The organism is Pseudomonas sp. H26/SER47-MNA-CIBAN-0231 (assembly GCF_040310465.1).
GTDB classification, from domain to species: Bacteria; Pseudomonadota; Gammaproteobacteria; order Pseudomonadales; family Pseudomonadaceae; genus Aquipseudomonas; species Aquipseudomonas atacamensis.
Genome location: NZ_JBEOPW010000009.1, coordinates 33686 through 50778, shown reverse-complemented (window position 1 = coordinate 50778; position 17093 = coordinate 33686). Strand labels below are relative to the sequence as shown.

The following is a 17093-nucleotide window of genomic DNA, read 5'->3' as shown; positions in this document are numbered from 1 at the left end:
GCTGTCTGATCAGCGATTAGCCTCAATCAATCCCGCCTCGATAAACCGCACCGAACTCTCCAGCGCCTGCTGCCCCTCGGCCAGCATGCCCGCGTAGAAATGCCAGGCGTGAAACATGCCGGGCCACACTTCAAGATTGACCCGGACGCGGTTGTCCGCCAGGTGATTGGCCAGACGCATGGCGTCACTGAGCATCAGTTCGTTTTCGCCGATCTGCACCAGAATCGGTGGCAGTCCGGTGACGTCGGCGAACACCGGCGAGGCCAGCGGATGGTTGGCCAGGGTGTCGCCGAGAAAGGCTCGCGCGAGGATGTCCAGCACTGGCTTGGAGTTCAGCGGATCAAGGCCTTCACGATTGCTCATGGAAGCGCCGGTGTGTTCGAGGTTGGCCCAAGGCGAGATTGACGAACCCACTGCGGGCAAGGGCAAGCCTTTGGATTTTGCCGCGACCATCACGCTGACCACCATCGCGCCACCCGCCGACTCGCCTGCGAAGGCAATCTTGCTGGCGGCGATGTTCTGCTCAAGCAACCACTCATAGGCGCGCAAAGTGTCATCGATGGGGGCGGGGAACTGATGCTCGGGTGCGAGGCGGTAATCCGGCATATACACCCGCGCGCCGAGCATTTTTGCGTAGTTGCCGCCGATGCCGTGGTAGCCGTCAGGTCGACCGACGATGTAGGCACCGCCGTGGATGTACATCAGCACCGCATCGGTCTGGAGCTCATCCGGAGTCACCAGCGTAGCGGGCACGCCGCCCATGTTGACTGTTTCAAACCTCACGCCAGCCGGCGGCTGATTCTGCCCGAGCATTTTTGCGTAGGCATCGCGGATGTCGCTCATCCTTGTGGTGGTATCGGTGCCCTTGAGCACAGGTACCAGATCGCTGAGGCTGTTGGCCCAGGTTTGCACGGCTGCTTTTACTTCAGTGTTCATATGACCTCGATGAGGCGTTAGTGATGGCTTAACTAATCGAGATGTTATGCTCATGATTGGGGAATAGGGTTCCCCATAACCGGTGCCAAGCCGCTTGAATGCCAAACCCGGAGGCCACATGGAACTGCATAACCTGAACGACATCGCCGCCTTCGTCGCCTCGGTGGATACCGGAAGTTTTACGGCGGCGGCCAGGCAACTCGGGCTGACCCGCTCGGCCGTCGGTAAATCGATCGTGCGGCTCGAATCACGTCTGCAGGTCCGCCTGCTCAACCGCACCACCCGCAGCCTGAGCCTGACCGACGATGGTCGGGTGCTGTATGAGCGATGTGTGGGCATCCTGCAGGATCTGGACGAGGTCGAAGAGGCTTTGGCGTTCCGCCGTTCGACGCCCAGCGGCCGCTTGCGCATGAGCCTGCCGGTAGCACTGGGCCGGCTGCACGTTGTGCAGCACATCGAGCGCTGCCTGAGAGACTGGCCGTCGCTCGCCATCGATGCGACGTTTTCCGATCGGCTGGTCGACCTGATCGACGAGGGTTTCGATCTGGCGATTCGCATCGGTCCGCCCAAGGAAGACTCCGGGCTACTCACGCGCACGGTGGCTTACCAGCAAATGATCACCTGTGCCTCGCCCGATTATCTGAATGAACATCCGGCACCGCAGACACCCGAAGATCTCGCCGGGCATGCGTGCCTGCACTTCGTCAGCGGTGGCCGATTGCTGTCGTGGAATTTTCGCGTCAATGGTCAGCCTGTGCCGGTCATTCATGCCGGACGGCTGCAAATGGACAGCGCCGAAGCCTTGCATCAGGCGACTGCGGCAGGCCTCGGTATCGCGACGTTGCCATCCTATGTGGTCAACGATGACCTGCGCAGTGGCAAGCTCGTGCAGTTGCTCGCAGAGTACGCCGAGGCTGCCGAGCCGATCCGGGTGATTTACCCGAGCAAGCGACACCTGTCGCCGAAGATTCGGCTGTTCATCGACAGGCTGGTGGAAGCATGGTCGCCGGCGCCTTGGGACTGATCAGCGGCGATAGAAGCTGTGCCGCAAATTCACAGCAGGTGTGCTTTTTCAGCTATATCCAGCCAATCTCGGCGAGCCGTACTCTTGCAAACAGTGGCGCAGAAACTGCCGTTTCATTGCCACTGTAATCCGACGATGTCTGTGCTCGGCACGGATCACTTGAAGGAACAATAAAAACAATATCTGCGGGAGATGAATCCAATGAGACTCGCTCAAGAGGAAGTCGTGGCCGTGGCGGCTACCGCGAAAAGCTGGCTGAAAGCTGCCGGCATCCTGCTTTGCCTGTCCACCCCGGTCGCCGCGCTCGCGGACATCAGGATAGGTGCGCTTTATCCCCTGAGTGGATCCCTGGCGTTGCTGGGCGACGAGAGCTTCCGTGGCCTCGAACTGGCCGTCGCCGAACGAAATGCCTCGGGCGGTTTGAAGGGCGAGCCGATCAAATTGCTCAAGGCCGACGCAGTCGATGCGGGACAAGCGGTCGGTGCCGCGCGCCGGCTCACCTCTGTTGAGAACGTCACTGCTGTATTTGGCAGCTATTCCTCGGCGCTGTCATTTGCGGCCACGCAGGTGACGGAGATGGCGGGGGTGCCGTTTTTCGAGTTGGGTGCGGTGTCCGACCACATCACTGAGCGTGATCTGAGCTACGTGATGCGCAGCAACCCGACCGCCAGGAATTTTGCCGAGGGCACCATCACCGCCATCACGGACATTGTCAGCCCGTCGCTCAAGGTCGATCCGAAACAATTGAAAGTCGCGATCATCCACGAGGATGCGCTGTACGGTACGACCATCGCCGGGTTTCAGAAAAAAATCGCTCAGGAGCAAGGTCTGAATGTGGTCGAGGTACTACCGTATTCGGCCAAAGCCGTCGATCTCTCATCGCTGATCCTGCGTTTGAAAGGCGCTCAGGCGGATGTGGTATTGCAGACCAGTTATCAGAACGACACGACGCTGTTTTTCCGCCAGATCCGCGAAGCCGGTTTCAGACCCAAAGCCGTTATCGGTGCCGGCGGCGGCTATTCCATGCAGGACACGGTCAAGGTCGTCGGCGCAGCCAATATGGAAGGCGTGCTCGATGTCGATTTCCCACAGTTCCAGACCAATGAAAACGGCGCTCCCGGTATCGGTGCGTTCGCCAAGGCATACAAGGATCGCTACGGCAGCGAACCGCGCTCGGGCCACAGCCTGATCAACTATGTCGGGGCGAAGATATTCCTCGATGCCATGGAAAACAGTACTTCGCTGGACGCCGATGCGATCCGTGCCTCGGTGGCAACCATCGATATTCCTCTCGGCGGTACGGCTGCCGGCATCGGTGCCAGGTTTGGCAAGAACGGCCAGAACCAGCGCGCCAATACGGCAATCATGCAGTGGCAGAACGGACTGCTGAAAACCGTTTACCCCCAGGCAGCCGCCGTTGCCCAAGCGCGTTTTTCCGACCAACCCTGATACCTGAACCCGCAATCTGCTGAAGCTTGATCATTGAGCTTCACGGGTTCGTTCGCTCGCAAAGAGGGCGCCAACCGTGGAAATTTTCATCCAGCTCCTGTTGAACGGCTTATTGCTCGGTGGCACGTTGGCCATCATCAGCATCGGCCTGACTTTGATTTTCGGCATCGTGCGTGTGGTCAACTTCGCCCATGGCGAGTTTCTGATGATCGGCCTGTATGCCGTGTACTTGCTGAATTCGCACTTCGGCATCCACCCGTATATAGCGATCATTCCTGCAACGATCCTGTTGTTTGCCGCTGGTGCGGCAATGCAGCGTTTCATCATTCAGCCGTTGCTTGGCGCCGAGGGACATATCCAGATTTTCGCCACCGTCGGCGTCTCGATTGCCCTGATGAACGGCGCGTTGCTGATCTTCGGTGCCGACGTCATGACGGTGAAGAACATCAGCGTCGGTACCACGACCGTCAGCTTCGGCGCCTTTCGCGTCAGCAGCGGTCAGTTGATCACGTTTGTCGCGTCGCTCGCACTGGTCGCGGGGCTGCACTGGTTTTTGCAGAACACCTTTCTCGGCCGGGCCGTGCGCGCTACTGCACAGCATCGCAACGCGGCGCAACTGATGGGCGTCAACGTCAAGAACATCTATGTGTTTGCCTTCGGCCTGGGTTGCGCCTGCCTGGGCGTCGCCTCGGGACTGATCGCTCCGCAATATCCGGTCTTTCCAACCGTTGGCACTTTCTTCGTGCTGACGGCGTTTGTGATTGTGGTGCTGGGCGGTCTGGGCAGTCTGTCCGGCGCACTGATCGGTTCAATGCTGATCGGCATCGTCGACAGTCTCGCCGGTTACTACATCGCGCCGGACCTCAAGGAGGTCGTCTATTTCACGATTTTCCTGGGCATCCTGGTGTTTCGTCCGACAGGTCTTTTCGGCGCCGGTCGCGGGTCTGAGTGAGGAAAATGGTCATGAATATTTTGCACCCGCGTGTCTATGTCAGTGCACTGGCCCTGGCGCTGTTACTGATCATTCCATTGAGCGTTGGCTCGCCGTTCATTTATCACCTGTTCATCCTCATATGCAGTTATGCGGCACTGGCCAGTGCCTGGAACATCGTCGGCGGGTTTGCCGGCCAGCTGTCGTTGGGGCATGCCGTGTTCTATGGAGTGGGCGCTTACACGACGACGCTGTTGATGATGAAACTGGGCATCAGTCCATGGATCGGCATGTTCGCTGGCGCAATTCTGTCCTCGATTGTCGCGGTGCTGATCAGTTGGCCGTGCTTCAGATTGCGCGGGCCGTTTTTTGCCTTGGCGACCATTGCGGTGCTGGAGGTCGTGCGTCTGGTGGCGATCAATCAGCATGACGTGACCGGTGGTGCGGCAGGGCTGGGCGTACCGCTGAAGCTCGGTTTCGAGTGGATGTTGTTCCGCCCGCGCTGGCCATACCTGCTGATTGCCTTCGCCTTTCTGCTCATCACATTGGCAGTGTCGTGGAAGATCAAGAATTCCCGACTGGGTTATTACCTGATCGCCGTGCGTGAGCGTGAAGACGCCGCCCATGCGGTGGGCGTGAACTCGGTCAAGGTCAAGCTGATCGCCGTGGTGTTGTCCGCATTTATCACCAGCCTGGTCGGCAGCTTTCACGCGATGTACCTGACCTTCATCGAACCCGGCTCGATGTTTTCTCTGGAGATGTCGATTCAGATCGCCATGTTCGCGTTGATTGGTGGACTGGGCACGGTATCGGGACCGCTGATCGGCACTTTGCTGGTGCTGCCGCTGGCTGAACTGGCACGCGGCTGGCTTGGCGATCTGGGCAGCGGGGTGCACGGTCTGGTCTATGGCATCGTGCTGGTCGTGGTGGTGCTGACTATTCCGCAAGGCGTGGTGGGGCGTTTTGGGGCCCGGATATTTGCCTGGATCGACTCATTGCCCGGCGGCCGTCGTTCGATGGCAAATACAAAAGCACCGATCGGGCCGACCTTGGCGCAACCCCACTCGGCCACGCACGGTGAGCCGGTTCTGGTCGCAGAAAACCTGCACAAGTTCTTTGGCGGACTGCACGCTACCAACGATGTTTCGCTGAGCTTGGCCGAAGGCGAAATCGTGGGTGTGATCGGCCCGAACGGCGCCGGCAAAACCACGGTGTTCAACCAGCTCTCCGGATTTCTCCTGCCGTCCAAAGGCCAAGTGAAAGTGCGCCTGCTCAATGGCGACTGGGTCACCCCGAGCAGCCCGGCCGAGTTCGCCAGGGCAGGCATTGGCCGGACCTTTCAGATCGTGCAGCCATTCGCTGATTTGAGTGTCTGCGAGAACATCATGCTCGGTGCATTCATGCACACCGCCGACGCGAAGGAGGCGAGGGCGATCGCCGAGCAAGTCGCCGAGCTGACCGAACTCACCGCGCTGCTCGACACCCGGGCGCGCAACTTGACGGTCGGCGGCATGAAGCGCCTGGAAATGGCCCGCGCTCTGGCGACCCGCCCGCGCATCCTGTTGCTCGACGAAGTCATGGCCGGCCTCAACCCGACGGATGTTGCCAGGGCCATCGCAGTCATTCGCCGGGTGCGTGATTCGGGCGTCAGCGTGTTGATGATCGAGCACCTGATGCAAGCCACCATGAGCCTTTCTGACCGCATCGTCGTGATCAGTTCCGGCACGCTGCTGATGCAGGGCGCGCCTCACGATGTGATCAACGATCCTCAGGTTATCGAAGCCTACCTCGGTAAGGAGTACAGCCATGCTTAAACTCGACAACGTCCACAGCGGCTATGGCGGTACGGAGATCCTTCGTGGCGTGTCGTTCGAGGTCAATGCCGGTGAGGTGGTGACTATCGTCGGCGCCAACGGCGCCGGCAAAACCACGACCCTGCGCAGCTTGTGCGGCATCGTCACACCGTCCCAAGGCACGATCGAATTCGAAGGCCAGCGCATCGATGGCCATCGCCCCGATCAGATTGTCGACGCGGGCCTGACGCTGATACCGGAGGGGCGCCAGTTGTTTCCCTTCATCAGCGTGCGCGACAACCTCTTGATGGGCGCCTACAAACGCAGTGCACGAGCGGGCTACAGGCAGCGTCTGGACAATATTCTCGATCTGTTTCCGAGGGTGCGCGAACGTCTTGATCAGAACGCCGGGACACTGTCGGGCGGCGAACAACAAATGGTTGCCATCGCCCGGGGCCTGATGGCCGAGCCGAAATTGTTGATGTTTGATGAGCCGTCGCTGGGCCTGTCGCCGCTGCTGGTGTCGCAGGTCTTCGAGATCATCAACAGGATTCTCCAGTTGGGCACCACCGTGTTGATCGTCGAGCAGAACATCGTTCATACGCTGCGCATTGCTCATCGAGGTTACGTGCTGGAGAACGGCGAAGTGGTGCTCAGCGGCACCGGCCAGGAACTGCTGGAAAACCCGCACGTCAAGCGTGCTTATCTGGGGCTCTGACCCAGTCCATTCATCTGCAAGCGAGAGAAGGTCATGACTCATTCCAGACACGCCGGGCGCACCGTAATGGTCACCGGCGCCGGTGGCGGCATCGGTGCGGCGATCGCGCGGTTGTATTGCGAAGAAGGTGCAGCCGTGGCGCTGCTCGACGCTGATGTCGACAAGGTGCAACAGCAGGCCGGGGCGTTGCGTGATGCGGGTTTTGCGGTCGCGTGGGCGCAGGCTGATGTCGCGAGTTTTCAAGACTGCGCTGCTGCCTGCGAGCGCGTGCAAGGTGAGCTCGGCCCCATTGATACCCTGATCAACAACGCCGGCATTTCGCCCAAACACCACGGCGCACCCGCGCCGATCTGGACCATGGCACCGGATGAGTGGCAGCGGGTTGTCGATATCAACCTCAATGGCTCCTTCAACCTGGTGCGAGTGCTCGCGCCCGGCATGGTCGAGCGCCGGTTCGGGCGCATCGTCAATATGTCTTCGGTGGCGGGCAGCGCGTTCTTGCCGATTGTCGCAGCGCACTACAGTGCGACCAAAGCCGCCATCATCGGCTTTACCCGCCACCTGGCCGGCGAACTCGGGCCGTTCGGAGTCACCGCCAATGCGCTGGCACCGGGACGAATCGAAACGCCATTGCTCAAGACCGTATCGGCCCAGGCCAATCAAACCGTGGTCGACGAGACACCGCTGCGCAGGCTGGGCACACCGCTTGAGGTGGCGAGGGCGGCGTGTTTTCTCACGTCAAGCGAAAGCGACTTCATTACCGGCCAGGTGATTGATGTCGCGGGCGGCTGGTTGATGCGCTGATGACTTCTTGCGAGGACGTTTGTCATGGTTAAAACGATGGGATTTCCCGGGCGCTACGAGCAGGGTCCGAATGCATTGCAACAATTGGGCAGAGTGCTGAGCGACATGGGTCGATCACGGCCGCTGGTGCTTTGCGATGAGTTTGTCGCCCGGCATCTATGGCCGCAGGTTGGCGCCGCGTTGCAGGACCAGGGATTGGAGCCATTGCACATCGAGTTTCCCGGCGAGTGCACGCGCGCTGCGATTGCGCAGTTATCCGAGCAGGCATTGCTGCACGCCCCCGACACCATCATTGCGCTGGGCGGTGGCAAGACCATCGATACGGCGAAGGGGCTGGCGGCCAATCTCGACGTACCGATCATTGTCTGCCCCACGATCGCTTCAAGTGACGCGCCAACGAGTCGGCTGATCGTGCTTTACGACGAAGAGCACAAAGTGGTGGGCGTGGAGTTCCTGAAGATGAATCCCGCTGCTGTGATTGTCGATACAGAGGTCATCGTTCAGGCGCCGGCACGGTTCTTCGCGGCCGGGATCGGCGATGCCATCAGCAAGAAATTCGAAGCCCGACAGTGCTACGCCGCCGGCGGCCACAACTCTTTCGGTACACCGCCGCTGCACACCGCGTTGATGCTCACCAACCTGGTTTTCGACACGCTGATGCAGTACGGCGTGCCGGCTTATCAGGCGGTGTGTCGACATGAACTCACCGATGATGTCGAGCGGGTCATCGAAGGCACCGTGCTGATCAGCGGTGTCGGTTTCGAGAGCGGTGGTTTGTCACTGTCCCATGCCCTCGTTCGGGGGCTGACCGCGATACCGGCGATGGCGTCGATGCTGCACGGCGAACTGGTGGCGTTCGGCACACTGGTGCAGATGGCGGTGGAGGCGCGACCGGCCGAAGAGATTGAACAGGTCGCGCGTCTGCTGCACGCGGTGAAGCTGCCCGTGACGTTGGCTGAACTGGGTCAGCGCACGCCATTGACGACGGCGCAGATCACTGTCCTCGTGGACGCGACCTTATCGGCGGCATACGCCAGAAACATGCAACCGCCCTTGACCTACCAGCGCCTGGTAGAAGGATTGGCGGCGGCTGACAGCCTGGGTGCGCGGTTGATCAGAGGCTGCGCGAAGCCGCCCGCGACGCTGTGATCCTGTGTCACAACAGGTATGACCAAGTAGCTGTTTTCTCCCGTACAGCGACGCCATAACCTTTCCCTCAAGCGAAATCCTGGCGCAATCAAGTGCTGTGAGTTCGTCAAGAAAACCTAGAGGCCTGACAATGAATACTCCTGTTAAACCTGATGAGCTCGCCATTGCGTACCAGTTGCCGCAAGTTCCATTCATGACGCCCGACATGGTGCATCCGGGCGTCATGACGCAGTGGCTCGAAGACGATGCGCTGTGGGTGCCGGTAACGAAATCTGTCTCCTTCAAGCCGTTGCTGCTCAACACCAGCGGCGGCTACTACATCAACCTGTTGCGGGTGCGTCAGGCCGGCGTGCTGTCGCGTCACCGCCATACCGGCGGCGTGCATGCGATCGTGCTCAAGGGTCGCTGGTACTACCTGGAGCATGACTGGGTCGCGGAGGAGGGGTCTTTTGCCTATGAGCCGCCCGGTGAAACGCATACCCTGTTCGTCCCCGAGGATGTGAGTGAAATGATCACCTGGTTCCACGTGCAGGGTGGCTACACTTACGTCGATCCGCAGGGCGTTGCCGTGGGTTACGAAGATGTGTTCACCAAGCTTGAAGCCGCCCGAGCGCATTACAAGACGCTGGGTTTGCCGGACGACTACATCGAACAGTTCATTCGCTGACCCGGACCCCAGGAAAAAGCGCGCTTCGGCGCGCTTTTTCATGAGCGTTGAGACAACATGCCTTCAAGCTTTTCGCCAGGACCGGCCATGGACAATTATTCGCAGCTACTCGCTTTTATTTGGTCTACCGAATGTGGAAGTTTTTCTGCTGCCGCGCGCGCCCATCACCTGACGCCATCAGCGGTCAGCAAACTGATCACTCGCCTGGAAGATCGCTTGCAGGTCCGGCTGTTCCAGCGCGGCTCACGCGTGCTGACGCTGACCGAGGAGGGCGCCGCTTACCTGCGCAGCGCCAAAGCCGTCGTCGAAGCCATGAACGAGGCGGACTCGCTGGCCGAGGCGTTGCCCTCCAGGGTCAGTGGCACCCTGCGCATCCACACCATGACCTCTTTCGCCAAACACCAGATCGTGCCGTGGCTACCGGAATTTCTGGATTTGTATCCCTCACTGGACGTTGAGATCCAACTCGGCGCGCAATTCGTCGATCACTTCGAGCAAGGGCTCGATATCGCCATCCACAGCGGCGTATTGCCCAGCTCATCACGCATTGCCAGACGCATCGGCGAATGTGAATGGCTGATCTGTGCCTCGCCCCAGTACCTGGCCGTACACGGCACACCAACCACACCCGCAGATTTGCTGAATCATCGTTGCTTCAATTTCAGCTTCGTCAGCCCGTGGAACAAATGGTCGTTTTTGCAGGATGGAGACGGCGTCTCGGTACCGGTGACCGCCAGCGCGTCTTTTACTCAAGGCGATCTGTTGCGCGACATGGCGCTGTCAGGCGCTGGCGTGGTGAAGCTTGCGGACTTTCATATCGGGCTTGATGTAAAAGCGGGAACACTGGTGCCGTTGCTTGAGGATTTCAAAACGGGTGTGGTCGAGCCGATCTATCTGCTTTATTCGGATCGCAAGCATTTGAGTCCACGGATACGAGTGTTCATCGAGTTTTTTCAGAACAAGTGGCGTGAGCATCCGTGGAAGGTTTCTTGACGTTCAGCTCTGGGGCCAGCGTATTGATCAACGCGATGCTCAAACTGCGCGTTAAAAAGCCCTGAATCATCAGGGCTGTGTTCTGGCTGAGGGGGCGCAGAGTGACAAGTTCGCGGTCGGTCTACTTCGGGCTCGAAGCGCAAGCCAACCGGTATTGCTCATAGTTCAAGCCTTCGACCTTTTCCGGCAGCTTGTATGGCACGGGGCAGCTTTTGCCCTGCCACTTGATGGTGATGACACCGTGATCTTTGGTCACCAGCGCCAGGGCCTTGCCCGTCGGATCTGACAATGCCAGTTGTTTGCCGTCGCTATCCAACAGCACCGCGCCGAATGGAATCGGCTGGCCGTTGGCATCGTACAGTTCAAACTGGACGCGTCTGCCTTTGCTGCCTTCGAAGCGTGCAAGAACCACCGAACCTCGTCTTGGCACCAGTTGTTGGGTGGCATTGTCCAGCTCGATCTCACCGCCCAGGTTACGCGTGTCCAGCGTTACCCAGTTCACGCGGTACGGTTGCGCGTTAGGCAGAACCGCATAGCCGTTCAGGCCGGTTTTCACACCCGAATAGCTGCTGACTTCGACGCCCGACATGCCGGGGACTTCCACCAGGCCGAACGTTTCACCGACGGTCTGGCCCATATTGATGCCGCCGGCATGAGCCACGATCGATCCGGCCGCACTCAGGTTCTGCGACTCATAGCCGCTGCCTCGGTTGTAGCCAAAGCCCAGATCGCCCATCGACGTACGGGTACTCAGACTGAGCGAGCCAGAGCGCTCGCCCTGGACGCTGCGCCCGGTCTGCACGGAATAGTAGGTGTCGCTGTCCTCGGTCAGATAACCATTGATCCCGGCTTGCGTGCTGGTACCGGCGTTCTGATGGTTACTGGAAACGTAGGCACGCGGTGCGCGTGGTGTCGATCCGAGCGGGAACGATATTGAAACGCTTAATTGCGTATCGTTGCTGGTGTCACCGCGTGCGCCGAATTCCTGGGTTTTGCTCAGGCTGATGTTGTAGTTCAGGTCGCGCCAATTGTTGTTGTAGCCGGCGGAAAAGCTGCGCGAGCCACCGCGATCCCAATAGCGCTGGTCACTGGCATTCAAATACAGCGAGCCGAACTGGCGCGCTTCGCCAAGGGTCTGGTTGACCGTGAGGTCGGTACGGGTTTTGGCATTGCCCGCGCGCCGCGTAGCGCCGGCGCTGGTGTCCTGCACATGGTCGGTCAGCGTGCGGTAACCCTCGGTGGAATAACGATAGGCGGCGAGGGTGAAGCTGGTATCGGTACCGGTGAAGGTCTTTGCATAGAGCGCGCGGACACTGCTGCCCTGGGTGGTTTTGCCGAATGCCTTGCTGGACGATTGCGTAACGTCCAGGGACATCGCGCCAATCGAGGTGTTCTTCGCCGCACCGATGGACAGCGCCTTGAAGCCGTTGCTCGCCTGAATGCCGGCAATGCCCGTCAGATTGCTGGTCAAGCCGTAGGCGAAAGTGCCCCCAAGGAAAGCCGGTTTGTCATAGCCCTCGCTGTTGTTGTTGAACTTGCCGCTCGACAGGCTGTACTTCAGTTGCCCCTCACGCACCATCGTCGGCAGGGCGGAGAACGCCTGCCGGGTTACCTTGCGCCGACCATCCGCTTCGACAATGGTGATCTCCAGGTCACCGTTGGAGCCCGATGGGTAGATATCACTGATCTCGAACGGACCCGGCGGTACATTGGTGGTGTAGAGAATGTAGTTGTCCTGGCGGACCTCGATCTTCGCATTGGTTTCCGCCACGCCACGAATGATTGGTGCATAACCGCGCTCACTGTCCGCACGCATGCCTTCATCAGAAGCGATCTTGACGCCTTGGTAGCGCACGCTGTCGAACAGATCCGAGTCGGAAAAGATTTCACCCGCGCTCAGTTGCCCCTTGATCGCCGTGAGGTCGCGCTGGATGAACGTGCGGTTGCTGACAAAACGGTTGGGCCGGCCGGTGGAGCTGCTCAGGTTGGATTCGTTGCGCAGACGCCAGGCACCAAAGTTGATGCCGTTGCGCAGCCCCAGGTTATTGGAGATTTGCGTGGTGTAATCGGTTTTGCTGCGGGTGCTGCTCAGCTGGTAGTTGATGAAACCGGCGGCCACACCTTGGTCCCAAAGCTCTGGATCTACATAGCCGCGCATGCCACGCGCCATGGCGACCTGCGGCACACTGATATTGAGGCGCAGGCGGTTGGCATCGAAATTGAGACTCGCTTGCTCGATCATTGCAGGCAGGTCGTAGTGATCGGCAGGGTGTTGCTCGTCAACAAGACCCTGCTCACGCAGTTTGCGCATGTCCACACCCAGCTGCTGCAACAGTTCCAGGGTGATGCGTGGCTCGACTTTGCCGTTGACCGAGTTGGCCGCGAAATCGATATCGCGACGCCCGACCAGCGTGCCGTTGCTGAACACGTCGACGCGGTATTGGCCTGGCAAGACGCTGTTGGCATTCAGCAACGGTTGCAGATCGACCGCCGATGAACCTTCAAGGAACAGCGTATTGAAAGATTCACTCGCCACTGCGGCCGGGGCTTCGGCGCCCACGGCGAATCCGCAAATGGCCATGTTGATAGCAAAGCACAATGGATGCAGGCAGCCCAACGCCGCTTTGTTTTTCTGGCGCGCAACATGATGCTTAACACAACTTTCAGATGTGTGGTGTTGGGAGGAAAACATGCAATTTGCCTTATCAGTCCGTGTTGCTTCAACCGGAGTCCGGAACTTGTGAATAGCTTGTAAGTTGGCAGGGTGGGGCGGGGGATTTACTGGGCGGAGGCATCTTTCACGCGCTCGGCATGGCTTTCGGCAACGCTTAGTGGTGCATCGAATCGTTGTTGTGCGCCGTAATCGTTAATTGCTGAAAAACTCAAATGCGAAGTGCCAGCTGGCAGATCTTTCAGATTGAATGAGCGAACTTCCCCTGGAACGATCATTGTCGAATCAATTACCAATTCCGCTTTTTTCCCTGCAACGACTTTCAGATCCGCCAGCGACACGTGGTAGTTGCTTTGGTTTTTTACTTTCAGCACCGACTTGCCAGCCTGAGTGACCAATTGCCATGCAAGTTGCTCCGGTGCCTTTGCGGCATCACCGGTGAGTCCGTCCGGGCGGAAGAAGACCTTGATACGCTGACGTACCGCCAATTGCAGCGTGTTGACATCGGCAGCACTGGCCTGGGGGATTTCCTGCACGTTCAGCCATACCACCGACTCCTTGTCCGCAGGCATGCCGCGGCCTTCATAAAGAATCCTCAGTAATTGCTGTTGATTGGGCTCAAGTTTGGCCAGTGGTGGAGTAACTGCGAAAGGCGGTGCGCTGCCAGCCGTGTCGCCGGCATCCAGCCACGATTGCGCCAGAATGGTTTGTCCGCCGTTGCGCACGGTGACATTCGCCTCTTTGTGCGCGCCATCGAAGATAATCCGGGTGGAGCTCAAGGAGATGCTGGCGAATGCCGAGTGCGTCATCAACACCCCGGCAAGCCCCAGGCAAAGCGGAAAGTAGCGACTTAACATAGATTTCACCGATTAATCTGTTCGGGAAGGACGAGGCACAGCGGCCCCGTCCAGGTATTGCGGGCTGCTTATTCGTATTCGAGAACGAACGGCAGAGTGGCGTTACCGGTACCGGCAGTAGCGGTGGTCTTGTCGCCGGTGGTGACGTAAGCGGCTGCGAACGACAGGGTGCCGTCACCGCCTGTGGTTGCGTCGCCAGTCAGGTTGGTCTGCACTTTGGCAGTGGCTTCGGAGCTCAGGTCGATCAACTGGCCATTGCTGTCCAGCAGTGCGATACCAACGCCTTTGGCCGCGTCTGCACCCTGCAGCTTGAGAACTTTTTTTCCATCAACCAGGCCCGAACCGCCGTTTACGGTTGGTTTGAACAGCATCGAAACCTTGGTGCCAGCGTTGCAGTTCACTTTCAGGTTGAAATCGTTGGCGGCCACACGACCGGCGCCCGGAGCAGAGTCGGTGCCCATGTCTTTGATCGACACGCTGCCCATGTCCACGGCAATCATCTTGTCGTTACCCAAGGCGCCATCTACCGAGCAAGCGTCGTTATTGATAACGCCGGTGAAGCTGATTTGACCGCTGCCGCCCTTGACAGCTTTGGCCGCTTCTTCTTCAGCCACTGCGCCAGTGGAGGCAGCCAGTACGGAAAGAGTGAGTACTGCGAAAGCGAACTTTTTCATGTTTATATCCGAAGTTATTGTGAAGTGCTGCATTGAAATGCCAGGCCATATTAGGTGTGCGGTGGTGGCGGGTCTTTGGGATTTGTCTTAAAGCGATAAAGGTGCGAGCCAGTCAGTAATATGGCAGTGGCGTATTCATATTTGCGGTAATGGTGCAGCGAACCAAATGAGACAATTCTCAAAGTCGTGCGGTCTTTGTCTGGCTAGTATTCGCGGATGCAGAAATTCTCAGTCAACGCAAAGTTTGTGAGCGGGCGTCCTGCTTGAAAGATTATTCAAACTTTCGCTATTAACGACTGATAGAAAGAGGTTCCAGGTTTGTGAACACGCTTCGTATATTGGTCTTGGAAGATCACGCCTTTCAGCGCACGGCGGCAGTCAGTGCGCTTAATAGTCTGGGGTACAAAAATATCTTTCAGGCGGCTGACGGCAAGGATGCGCTGGCTGTGATATCCCAGGCTGGAGGCGTGGACGTTGCATTGTGTGACTTGAGCATGGCCGGGATGGATGGTTTGACGTTCTTGCGCCTGGCGAGAGAGGCCGGTTTGATTCGTGCAGTGATCATCTGCAGTTCACTGCCTGAAGACTTGTTGCGCACGGTTGACCGGATTGTCACGTTGCAGGGGCTGGAATTGCTTGGCAGTGTCGGCAAGCCTCTGATGGTCGATGTGCTGGGGCCATTGTTGGCGCGTTATCGGCCGCACACTCCGGGCGATGCCAAAGTGGTGGAAAGTCATCTCGATCAGCCTTCGGAGAACGAAGTGCTTGAAGCGATACGCCGTCAGGAATTTCGCGCCTACTTCCAGCCCAAATTTCATCTGCGCAGTGGTGAAGTGGATGGCGCCGAGGTGCTGGTGCGATGGCAGAGTCCCAGCCGCGGTTTGCTTTCTCCGGGCATGTTCTTGCCGACGATCGAGCGTTGCGGTCTGCTCGATGAGATGTTTTTCAGCCTGCTCACGCAAGGCTTGAGTCTGCAGCGCTTCGTCCAGTCTCACGGCAAGCCGTTCAAGCTGGCGTTCAATCTCGACGTGACGCAGATGGCCAATCCGAATCTTGTCGACCGGATCAAGGCGCTGTTGCGCATCCATGGCGCCTCGCCAGCTGGGCTCATTTTCGAGCTCACGGAAACCGGCCTGCTGCAGATGCCCGAGATCAGCATGGAAAACATGGTGCGTCTGCGCATGCTCGGCTTCAGTCTGGCAATCGATGATTTCGGTGTCGGCTATTCTTCGCTTGAGCGGCTGTGCCAGATGCCGTTCAACGAAATCAAACTCGACGCCGGCTTCGTGCAGAATTTCCATCAGGCGCGCTACAGCGCGGTCATCCACGGGGCGTTGGCCCTGGCGCGGGAATTGGACATGCGCGTGGTGGCAGAGGGTATTGAAACCGCAGATCAGGTTCAGCATCTGGCGCGGCTTGGTTGTCAGTGGGGGCAGGGCTTCTTCTATGCTCGCCCGATGAATTGGGCGCATTTGGTCGACTGGCGTTTCGAAGGCCAGAAGTCGTCCTGGCGCCGCGCAATAGGCACGTCCGATCGTTGATGCAAGCGGCATTCTGACTTTTGGGACAAAGCCCTATTTCGTCACGCCTTTAAAACACTCATCATGTGCCGAGAAATCAATCAGATGCACCTGAATGCTTCGGTGATGCCCGGGATTTGCTGCGGTTGCCAAGTGCTGATGGTCCTCCAACACTCTTCATCATGGAGCTGTTCATGCATTGGTCAGTCGTGAATCCGTTACGCGTTGCCATCCTTGATGATCACTCGCTCATACGTCTGGCGATGAAGTCGCGGCTGACGCGCGAAGCCGAGTTCAGTGTCGTAGGTGTGTATGGCAGCAGCGCGCAGTTGCTCGCCGGATTGCGCGAAATCGACATCGACCTGCTGATACTCGATTACAAACTGCACGATGGGGAGCTGGACGGGCTCAATCTGATCCGCCTGCTGCGCAAGCAATATCCGGGCATGCGCATCCTCGTCTCTTCCTCAGAAGAGCGCCCGGCAGTTGTGAACATGGCGGTCGGGGCGGGCGTCAGTGGATTCTTCGGAAAGTCACAGTCGGTCGATGACCTGATTACTGCCATTCGCTGTGCAGCGTCCGGCCAGTTGTACCTGTCTCCAACCATGGCCTTTGAGCTTGACGTGTTGCCAGCATCGATCGAAGAGCCCGCCGGTGCCAAAGACGAGAGCGCGGCGCACAGCGACGATTTCCTCAGTAATCCTCTGCTGTCACCTAAAGAGAAAGAAGTCTTGCGCTGTTGTCTCGAGGGGATGGGGGTGACGCAGATTGCCTTGAAGTTCTCGCGCAGTCGCAAAACCATCAGTGGGCAAAAACAGGCCGCTTTCAAAAAGCTTGGCATTCGTGGTGACGCAGAGCTGTTCAAGTTGCAGCACAGCCTGACAGCCGACAACCAGGGATAACACGC

Annotated in this window: 15 protein-coding genes; 11 read left to right on the top strand and 4 right to left on the bottom strand. The window is 58.6% G+C overall.

Annotated elements, in window-relative coordinates:
- Positions 1–9: 9 nt before the first annotated feature.
- The gene (locus AAEZ10_RS15585) at positions 10–936 is read right to left on the bottom strand and encodes an alpha/beta hydrolase (protein WP_350569941.1); all 927 of its coding nucleotides are present in this window, start codon (positions 934–936) and stop codon (positions 10–12) included.
- Between the two features lie 118 nt (positions 937–1054).
- Here AAEZ10_RS15585 and AAEZ10_RS15580 point away from each other — a divergent pair, with 118 nt between their 5' ends.
- The 9 genes from AAEZ10_RS15580 to AAEZ10_RS15540 all read left to right on the top strand — a co-directional run bounded on the left by AAEZ10_RS15580 (position 1055) and on the right by AAEZ10_RS15540 (position 10464).
- Positions 1055–1960, top strand: a complete 906-nt coding sequence (locus AAEZ10_RS15580) for a LysR family transcriptional regulator (RefSeq protein WP_350569939.1) — start codon at positions 1055–1057, stop codon at positions 1958–1960.
- Between the two features lie 201 nt (positions 1961–2161).
- Positions 2162–3409 (top strand): ABC transporter substrate-binding protein, encoded by a 1248-nt coding sequence (locus AAEZ10_RS15575; protein ID WP_350569937.1) that lies wholly within the window; start codon positions 2162–2164, stop codon positions 3407–3409.
- A gap of 76 nt (positions 3410–3485) precedes the next feature.
- Complete coding sequence (locus AAEZ10_RS15570; RefSeq protein WP_073474651.1) at positions 3486–4361, top strand: branched-chain amino acid ABC transporter permease; 876 nt, start codon at positions 3486–3488, stop codon at positions 4359–4361.
- Between the two features lie 11 nt (positions 4362–4372).
- On the top strand, positions 4373–6154 hold the full coding sequence (locus AAEZ10_RS15565) for a branched-chain amino acid ABC transporter ATP-binding protein/permease (RefSeq protein ID WP_350569935.1): 1782 nt from the start codon (positions 4373–4375) through the stop codon (positions 6152–6154).
- Positions 6147–6851, top strand: coding sequence for an ABC transporter ATP-binding protein (locus AAEZ10_RS15560; protein WP_130929951.1), 705 nt, complete (start codon positions 6147–6149; stop codon positions 6849–6851). Before AAEZ10_RS15565 ends, AAEZ10_RS15560 begins: the two co-directional genes overlap by 8 nt.
- Before the next feature lie 33 nt (positions 6852–6884).
- The gene (locus AAEZ10_RS15555) at positions 6885–7655 is read left to right on the top strand and encodes an SDR family oxidoreductase (RefSeq protein WP_243242760.1); all 771 of its coding nucleotides are present in this window, start codon (positions 6885–6887) and stop codon (positions 7653–7655) included.
- Positions 7656–7679: 24 nt separating this feature from the next.
- Positions 7680–8804, top strand: coding sequence for a glycerol dehydrogenase (locus AAEZ10_RS15550; RefSeq protein WP_350569932.1), 1125 nt, complete (start codon positions 7680–7682; stop codon positions 8802–8804).
- Between the two features lie 130 nt (positions 8805–8934).
- Positions 8935–9471, top strand: a complete 537-nt coding sequence (locus AAEZ10_RS15545; protein WP_024012829.1) for a 2,4'-dihydroxyacetophenone dioxygenase family protein — start codon at positions 8935–8937, stop codon at positions 9469–9471.
- A gap of 87 nt (positions 9472–9558) precedes the next feature.
- Positions 9559–10464 carry a LysR family transcriptional regulator gene (locus tag AAEZ10_RS15540; protein ID WP_073474641.1) on the top strand — a complete coding sequence of 302 codons (906 nt, stop codon included), beginning with the start codon at positions 9559–9561 and terminating at the stop codon, positions 10462–10464.
- Positions 10465–10585: 121 nt separating this feature from the next.
- Here the strand turns inward: AAEZ10_RS15540 and AAEZ10_RS15535 are convergent, their stop codons facing one another.
- The 3 genes from AAEZ10_RS15535 to AAEZ10_RS15525 form a co-directional block, all read right to left on the bottom strand.
- Positions 10586–13045, bottom strand: coding sequence for a fimbria/pilus outer membrane usher protein (locus AAEZ10_RS15535; protein ID WP_231507563.1), 2460 nt, complete (start codon positions 13043–13045; stop codon positions 10586–10588).
- Between the two features lie 197 nt (positions 13046–13242).
- Positions 13243–13992 (bottom strand): fimbrial biogenesis chaperone, encoded by a 750-nt coding sequence (locus AAEZ10_RS15530; RefSeq protein ID WP_041478776.1) that lies wholly within the window; start codon positions 13990–13992, stop codon positions 13243–13245.
- 68 nt (positions 13993–14060) lie between these two features.
- Positions 14061–14666, bottom strand: a complete 606-nt coding sequence (locus AAEZ10_RS15525; RefSeq protein WP_016774577.1) for a fimbrial protein — start codon at positions 14664–14666, stop codon at positions 14061–14063.
- A 320-nt stretch (positions 14667–14986) separates the two neighbouring features.
- On the opposite strand from AAEZ10_RS15525, the gene AAEZ10_RS15520 reads away from it, so the two are divergent.
- Positions 14987–16207: an EAL domain-containing response regulator gene (locus AAEZ10_RS15520; protein ID WP_024012832.1), complete on the top strand. Its 1221-nt coding sequence runs from the start codon at positions 14987–14989 to the stop codon at positions 16205–16207.
- A 173-nt stretch (positions 16208–16380) separates the two neighbouring features.
- Positions 16381–17088, top strand: a complete 708-nt coding sequence (locus tag AAEZ10_RS15515; protein ID WP_016774579.1) for a response regulator transcription factor — start codon at positions 16381–16383, stop codon at positions 17086–17088.
- The last annotated feature ends 5 nt before the right edge of the window (positions 17089–17093 follow it).